The organism is Baekduia sp., assembly GCF_035318805.1.
Taxonomy (GTDB): domain Bacteria; phylum Actinomycetota; class Thermoleophilia; order Solirubrobacterales; family Solirubrobacteraceae; genus Baekduia.
Map to the genome: position 1 here is coordinate 1 of NZ_DATHDY010000071.1, position 6,916 is coordinate 6,916.

Genomic DNA, 6,916 nt, shown 5'->3' on the forward strand with positions numbered 1-6,916 from the left:
CGTACCGTGCATTGGCCGAGACGGGCCTACCCCTGCCCAAAGTCTCGACGCTACCTAGAGGGTCGGACAGGAACTTCAAGCACATGGAAAGCGGCAGCTACCTCGCGGTCATCAAGGTCGTCGGCGTCGGCGGCGGTGGGACCAATGCGGTGAACCGCATGGTCGACGCCGGCCTGCGCGGCGTCGAGTTCGTGGCCGCGAACACGGACGCCCAGGCGCTCGCCATGTGCGACGCCGACATCAAGCTCAACATCGGGCACGAGCTCACCAAGGGCCTCGGCGCAGGCGCGAACCCGGACGTCGGGTTCGGCGCGGCGGCGGAGTCCCGCGACGACATCAAGGAGGCGCTGAAGGGCGCCGACATGGTGTTCGTCACCGCGGGTGAGGGTGGTGGCACCGGCACCGGTGCGGCCCCCGTCATCGCCGAGATCGCCAAGAACGAGATCGGCGCGCTGACGGTCGGCGTGGTCACCAAGCCGTTCGAGTTCGAGGGCACGCAGCGGATGCGCCAGGCCGACGAGGGCGTGCAGCGCCTCCGCGACGTGGTCGACACGCTCATCGTGATCCCGAACGAGAAGCTCCTGGCGCTCGTGGAGCGCCGTACGACGATCCTCGAAGCGTTCCGGGAGGCCGACAACGTCCTCCGCCAGGGCGTCCAGGGGATCACGGACCTCATCACGATCCCGGGCCTCATCAACCTCGACTTCGCCGACGTCCGCACGATCATGCAGGACGCCGGGTCGGCCCTGATGGGCATCGGCCAGTCGGGTGGCGAGACGCGCGCGGCAGACGCCGCGAAGACCGCGATCTCCAGCCCGCTGCTCGAGCAGTCGGTCGAGGGCGCCACGGGCATCCTCCTCAACATCACGGGCGGGCCCGACATCGGCCTGTTCGAGATCAACGAGGCGGCCGAGATCGTCCAGGGCGCCGCCGACGCGAACGCCAACATCATCTTCGGCTCGGTCATCGACGAGTCGCTCGGCGACGAGGTGCGCGTCACCGTCATCGCCACCGGGTTCGACCACGGCCGTGCGCGGCCGCGGCAGGCCCGCGAGGAGACGCGCGACAGCGCGCGCCGTCGTGACCGCTCGCCCCGGGTCGAGCGCGAGTCGCTCGAGATCCGGGACGACGAGATCGACATCCCGCCCTTCCTGCGGTAGATGGGGCCCGGTGTCCGGAGACGGACGCCCAGACGGGGTGCAGGGGTGCTTTGCAGGACGGAGGACCAGGTTCCGGTCCTCCGTCGGACGGCAAGATCCCAAGAAGTAGGGATGGCGCCGACCATCGGGAGTGACGACACTGCAGGTGGGACGGCCCCGTCCCACCTAGTCGGCCCGGAGCAAGGACGCATCGCACCCATGCAAGACATGACCACGGACGAGCTCGCCGAGCTGCTCACGCAGCTGGAGCTGAGCACGGAGGACTCGCGCGACGAGCTCCTCACGGACTTCCTCGTCCGTCCGTACCCGACCAAGAGCACGCAGGACAACTAGCTAGGGGTGCCGTAGGCGGCCAGGGCGGCCGAGGCCCACGATGGCCAGCCGTCGCCGCCGGAGGTGGGTCCCCAGTCGCGATAGCGACACAGTCTCCTAGCCCAGGGGCTCGGTCGGCCGCCGTCGCGGCGGCCGGCGTCTCAGCGGGTCGCGGCCGGGACGGCCGGACGCCGGCGTGCGCTGTCGAGCGCCTCGAGCGTCTGGGTGACCGAGTCCGGCAGCCTGCGGACCGCGAGGCCGGCGAAGACCTCGTCGACGAGGGCCGCGATCGTGGTCATGTCGCGGCGCCGGGCGCGTGCGGCGGCGGCGACGAGCACGGGGCAGTCGTCACAGCGCGGGCAGGAGCGGCAGCAGCGCTTCGAGGGCATCGGCGCAGGAAGCGTAGCAGGGAATCGTAGGGCGCCCTAAGCCCGAGTTAGGCGGCCCGAAAGCGCTGGAACCGGGGTATTTGGCCCGCTAGGGTCGTCCGATGCCCTCCGAGCGCTTCATCGACGCCCTGAACGCCCAGGTCGCCCGCGAGTTCGCGGCCGCCCATCAGTACACGGCGATCGGCGCGTACTACGCCGACGAGACCTACCCGCAGCTGTCGGCGTTCTTCTACTCGCAGGCCGAGGAGGAGCGCGAGCACGCGCTCAAGATGGTGGGCTACCTGCAGGACACCGACTCGGCGGTGGAGTTCGGGAGCATCGCCGCGCCGCGCGCCGACTTCGAGGACCACATCGCCCCGATCCGGCTCGCGCTCGAGCAGGAGAAGTCCGTCACGGTCAGCATCAGCGAGCTGTTCGAGGTCGCGCGCGAGACGCGCGACTACCGCTCCGAGCAGTTCCTGCAGTGGTTCCTGGAGGAGCAGACCGAGGAGGAGTCCTCGATGTCGGACCTGCTCGCCGTCGCCGAGCGCACCGCCACCGTGCCGATGCTGCTGGAGGAGTACCTGGCGCGCGAGACGCCGGGCCAGCATCCTGCCGAGTGACGCGGTCGCTACGTGCGCGGCGCGCGAGACGCCCGGCACGAACCCCGCGGAGTAGGCCCCGCGGCGGGCCCGCGGGCGCGGCCGCCGCCAGTGCTGGTGCTAGCCTCGCCGCCGTGGCCGCCGCTCCGATCGACACCGCGCTCCGGCGCACACCGCTGTACGACAAGCACGTCGCGGCCGGGGCGAAGCTCGTCCCGTTTGCGGGCTGGGAGATGCCGGTCCAATACGCCGGCGTCAAGGCGGAGCACCTCGCGACGCGCGCGACCGCGGGCGTCTTCGACGTCTCGCACATGGGCGAGATCGCGACCGCCGGTCCCGGGGCCGAGGCGTTCCTGCAGCGCCTCCTCAGCAACGACGTCACCAAGCTGCTGACCGGCGGCGCGCAGTACTCCGTGCTCTGCCGCGAGGACGGGGGCGTGCTCGACGACCTCTTCACGTACCGCCTCGGCGCCGCCGAGTTCCTGACGGTCACCAACGCCGCCAACCACGAGAAGGACCTCGCGTGGTTCCAGCAGCAGGCCACCGACTTCGACGTCGTGGTCGAGGACGCGGCCGACCGCTTCGCGATGCTCGCCGTGCAGGGCCCGCAGGCGCGCGAGATCGTCCAGGCGCTCGCCGATTCCCCGCTGCCGGATCGCTTCACCTGCCGCCACCGGATGCTGCGCGGAAAGCGCGTGCTGGCGTGCGGCACCGGCTACACGGGCGAGGACGGCGTCGAGATCCTCTGCGACCCCGCCGACGCGCCGATGATCTGGGGCGAGGTCGTCAAGCGCGGCGCGCACCCCGCCGGCCTGGCCGCGCGCGACACGCTGCGGCTCGAGGTCAACTACCACCTCTACGGCAACGACCTGATGGAGTCGCGCGGCCCGATCGAGGCCGGGCTCGGCTGGGCCTGCAAGGAGGACACCGGCTTCATCGGCTCCGAGGCGGTCCGCGCGGTGCGCAAGGCCGGCCCGTCTGAGAAGCTCGTCGCCTTCACCATGACCTCGGGGATCGCCCGCCAGGGCAACGCGGTGATCGGCGGCGGCGAGGTGACGTCGGGGACGATGTCGCCCTCGCTGGAGATCGGGATCGGCATGGCCTACGTACCCGCCGCCATGGCGGCGGAAGGCACCGAGCTCGAGATCGACGTGCGCGGGAAGATCCGCACGGCGACCGTCGCGAAGAAGCCCCTCCTCAAGAAGTAGGGTCACGGCCATGGCCGACGCGAGCTACCCCGCTGAACTGCTCTACCACCCGGAGCACGACTGGGCCCGAGTAGATCCCGCCCACCCCGACACCGCCGTGTTCGGGATCACCTGGTACGCCCAGGACGCCCTGGGCGAGGTCGTGTTCTTCGATCCGCCCGAGGTCGGCTCGACGGTCACGGCCGGCGAGTCCTACGCTGAAGTCGAGTCCGTCAAGGCGGTCTCCGACGTGGTCGCCCCGCTGACGGGCGAGATCATCGAGGTCAACCTCGGCCTGGGCGACGCGCCCGAGGCGATCAACAACGACCCCTACGGCGACGGCTGGATGGTGAAGGTCCGGCTCTCCGACTCCTCGGAGACCGACGGCCTGATGGACTCCGCCGCCTATGAGGGCACGCTCTCCTAACTCCCACAAGGACGCTCTTGTCGCAGTACACCGCCGTCACCGACGCCGATCTCGCGGAGATGCTCTCCGCGATCGGCGTCAGCTCCGTCCAGGAGCTCTTCGATCGCCAGATCCCGGCCGACGTCCGCCTCAGCCGTCCGCTCGACCTCCCGGCCGGGCTGCCCGAGCAGGAGGTCTACGCGCACCTCCGCGAGCTGGCCGCCAACAACGTCAGCGCCGAGGACGAGATCACGTTCCTGGGCGCCGGGATGTACGACCACTACGTCCCCGCGGTCATCGACATGCTGCTGGGGCGCAGCGAGTTCCTCACGCCCTACACGCCATACCAGCCCGAGGTCTCCCAGGGCAACCTGCAGGCGATGTTCGAGTACCAGACGGCCATCAGCGAGCTGACGGGCCTGCCGGTCTCCAACGCCTCGGTGTACGAGGGGCCGTCGGCGGTGGCGAGCGCCGGCTACCTCGCGCGGCTGGCCAACGGCAAGCCGAAGTTCGTGGTCTCGCGCGGGCTGCACCCGCACTCCCGCGAGACGCTCCAGACCTACGCGCACGGCTTCGGCGCGGAGATCGTCGAGGTCCCGCTCAAGGACGGCGTCACCGATCCCGATGCCTGGGCGGCGGCGATCGACGGCGAGACCGGCGCGGTGTTCTTCCAGCAGCCGAACTTCCTCGGCGCGGTCGAGGACGCCGCGGCGCTGGCCAGCGCCGCCAAGGACGCGGCGGGCGGCGACAGCGTCGTGGTCGTCGGCCAGTACGACCCGATCCCGCTGGGCATCCTGAAGCCGCCCGGCGAGTGCGGGGTGGACGTCTGCGTCGGCGAGGGCCAGACCCTCGGCAACCGCCTGGACTTCGGTGGCCCGTCGTTCGGCTTCTTCGCCGCGACGGAGGCCTACCTGCGGCGCATGCCGGGCCGGATCGCGGGCGAGACCGTCGACGCCGACGGCCGCCGCGGGTTCGTCCTCACGCTCCAGACGCGCGAGCAGCACATCCGCCGCGAGAAGGCCACGTCGAACATCTGCACCGCGCAGGCGCTCAACGCGCTGGCCGGCGTGGTGTACCTGACGTGGTTGGGCAAGCAGGGCCTCGTCGACCTCGGCGAGCTGCTGCTGCAGCGCACGCACTACGCGCGGGAGCAGCTGGCCGGCGTCGCGGGCGTCTCGGCGCTGCACGACCAGCCGGTCGTGCGCGAGTTCGCCGTGACGCTGGACGTCGGCGGCGTCGACGGGGTCGCCTCGGTGATCCGCCGCTGCCAGGACGCCGGGGTCAACCCGGGCTACGCGCTGGGCCGCGACTACGACGAGCTGGGAACCGGGCTGCTGGTCGCGCTCACCGAGCAGCGGTCCAAGGCCGACATCGACCAGCTGGTCGCGGTGCTGGGCGCCGCGGTCGCTGCGGAGCGCTCCGCGGCGGGGGTGACGGCATGACGACCTTCAACGACAACAGGCTGCACGCCGATCCGGGCATCGACGGGCACCATCCGCACCATGATGTCCCGATCTCCTCGGAAGGCGCGACGCCGATGCAGCGCGATCGCGCGACGACGATCTTCGAGAAGGGCGCCGCCGGGCGCCGCGCGTTCGTGGCGCCCAAGCTGGACGTGCCCGAGGCCGACGGCGGCGAGCTGCTGCCGGCCGCGCTGCGCCGTGCGGCGCCGGCGCGCCTGCCCGAGGTGAGCGAGCCCGAGCTCGTGCGCCACTACGTGAAGCTGTCGCGGCGCAACTTCGACCTCGACACGGGCTTCTACCCGCTCGGGTCGTGCACGATGAAGCACAACCCGCGCCTGCACGAGCGGGTCGCGGCGATGGCCGGCCACTCGCGCCTGCATCCGCTGCAGTCGCCCGAGCGGTCGCAGGGCGCGCTGGAGCTGATGTACAACCTGGAGCGCGCGCTCGGCGAGGTCTCCGGGCTGCCGCACGTGTCGCTGCAGCCGTCGGCCGGCTCGCACGGCGAGCTCGCCGGTGTCCTGCTCACGCGCGCCTTCCACGAGGACCGCGGCCAGACGCGAACCAAGGTCCTGACGCCGGACACCGCGCACGGCACCAACCCGGCGACGGTCACGATGGCGGGCTTCGAGGTCGTCAAGGTCGGCACGAACCCCGACGGCGGGGTGGACCTCGACGACCTGCGCGCCAAGGCCGACGAGGACGTCGCCTGCCTGATGCTGACCAACCCCAACACGTTGGGTGTCTTCGACCCCAACATCACGGAGATCGCCAAGATCGTCCACGACGTCGGGGCGACGCTGTACTACGACGGCGCGAACCTCAACGCGATCATGGGCAAGGCGCGCCCCGGCGACATGGGCTTCGACATCGTGCACTTCAACCTGCACAAGTCGTTCACCCAGCCCCACGGCGGCGGCGGCCCGGGTTCCGGCCCGATCGCGGTCAGCGACCGCATGAAGCCGTACCTGATGAACCCGCGGATCGTTCGGCGCGACGACGGGTCGTTCGACCTCGACGACCACGGCTACGAGAAGTCGATCGGCCGCCTGCGCGGGTTCCAGGGCAACTACGGGTGCTTCGTGCGCTCCTACGCCTACATCTGCTCGCTCGGCGCGGAGGGCCTCACCGACGCGTCCGAGACGGCGGTGCTCAACGCCAACTACCTGCTCGCCAAGCTCCGCGAGCACGGCGTGGCGGATCGGCTCCCGCTGGCGTTCGGTGAGCTCTGCATGCACGAGTTCGTCCTGTCGGGCGCGCCGATGAAGAAGGACCTCGGGATCAAGACGCTCGACCTGGCCAAGCGGCTGCTGGACCACGGCTACCACCCGCCGACGGTCTACTTCCCGCTGCTGGTCGACGAGGCGCTGCTCGTGGAGCCGACCGAGACCGAGACGCGCGAGACGCTCGACGGCTTCGCC

At 71.0% G+C, this 6,916-nt stretch carries 8 protein-coding genes; 7 read left to right on the plus strand and 1 reads right to left on the minus strand.

Annotation, left to right across the window (positions count from 1 at the left end; translation table 11 throughout):
• Positions 1–83: 83 nt before the first annotated feature.
• Both ftsZ and VK501_RS16360 read left to right on the plus strand, forming a co-directional pair.
• Positions 84–1,160, plus strand: coding sequence for a cell division protein FtsZ (gene ftsZ / locus VK501_RS16355; RefSeq protein WP_324339145.1), 1,077 nt, complete (start codon positions 84–86; stop codon positions 1,158–1,160).
• Between the two features lie 198 nt (positions 1,161–1,358).
• On the plus strand, positions 1,359–1,493 hold the full coding sequence (locus VK501_RS16360; RefSeq protein ID WP_324339147.1) for a hypothetical protein: 135 nt from the start codon (positions 1,359–1,361) through the stop codon (positions 1,491–1,493).
• Between the two features lie 140 nt (positions 1,494–1,633).
• Here VK501_RS16360 and VK501_RS16365 read toward each other — a convergent pair whose 3' ends face one another.
• Positions 1,634–1,861 carry a hypothetical protein gene (locus tag VK501_RS16365; protein WP_324339149.1) on the minus strand — a complete coding sequence of 76 codons (228 nt, stop codon included), beginning with the start codon at positions 1,859–1,861 and terminating at the stop codon, positions 1,634–1,636.
• Positions 1,862–1,962: 101 nt separating this feature from the next.
• Between VK501_RS16365 and VK501_RS16370 the strand changes: the two genes are divergently transcribed.
• The 5 genes from VK501_RS16370 to gcvPB all read left to right on the plus strand — a co-directional run.
• Complete coding sequence (locus VK501_RS16370) at positions 1,963–2,463, plus strand: ferritin (protein ID WP_324339152.1); 501 nt, start codon at positions 1,963–1,965, stop codon at positions 2,461–2,463.
• 113 nt (positions 2,464–2,576) lie between these two features.
• Entirely contained in the window at positions 2,577–3,650 is a 1,074-nt protein-coding gene (gene gcvT / locus VK501_RS16375; RefSeq protein WP_324339154.1) for a glycine cleavage system aminomethyltransferase GcvT, read from the plus strand.
• Positions 3,651–3,660: 10 nt separating this feature from the next.
• Positions 3,661–4,056, plus strand: a complete 396-nt coding sequence (gene gcvH, locus VK501_RS16380) for a glycine cleavage system protein GcvH (RefSeq protein ID WP_324339156.1) — start codon at positions 3,661–3,663, stop codon at positions 4,054–4,056.
• Positions 4,057–4,073: 17 nt separating this feature from the next.
• The gene (gene gcvPA, locus VK501_RS16385; protein WP_324339157.1) at positions 4,074–5,477 is read left to right on the plus strand and encodes an aminomethyl-transferring glycine dehydrogenase subunit GcvPA; all 1,404 of its coding nucleotides are present in this window, start codon (positions 4,074–4,076) and stop codon (positions 5,475–5,477) included.
• On the plus strand, positions 5,474–6,916 hold a 1,443-nt coding region (gene gcvPB / locus VK501_RS16390), incomplete at its 3' end, for an aminomethyl-transferring glycine dehydrogenase subunit GcvPB (RefSeq protein WP_324339158.1). The genes gcvPA and gcvPB, both read left to right, overlap by 4 nt.

What these genes read in the sequence shown, in the direction of transcription:
- ftsZ (WP_324339145.1), top strand. Translation starts at nt 84, where the DNA reads ATGGAAAGCGGCAGCTACCTCGCGGTCATCAAGGTCGTCGGCGTCGGC.
- VK501_RS16360 (WP_324339147.1), top strand. Translation starts at nt 1,359, where the DNA reads ATGCAAGACATGACCACGGACGAGCTCGCCGAGCTGCTCACGCAGCTG.
- VK501_RS16365 (WP_324339149.1), bottom strand. Translation starts at nt 1,861, where the DNA reads ATGCCCTCGAAGCGCTGCTGCCGCTCCTGCCCGCGCTGTGACGACTGC.
- VK501_RS16370 (WP_324339152.1), top strand. Translation starts at nt 1,963, where the DNA reads ATGCCCTCCGAGCGCTTCATCGACGCCCTGAACGCCCAGGTCGCCCGC.
- gcvH (WP_324339156.1), top strand. Translation starts at nt 3,661, where the DNA reads ATGGCCGACGCGAGCTACCCCGCTGAACTGCTCTACCACCCGGAGCAC.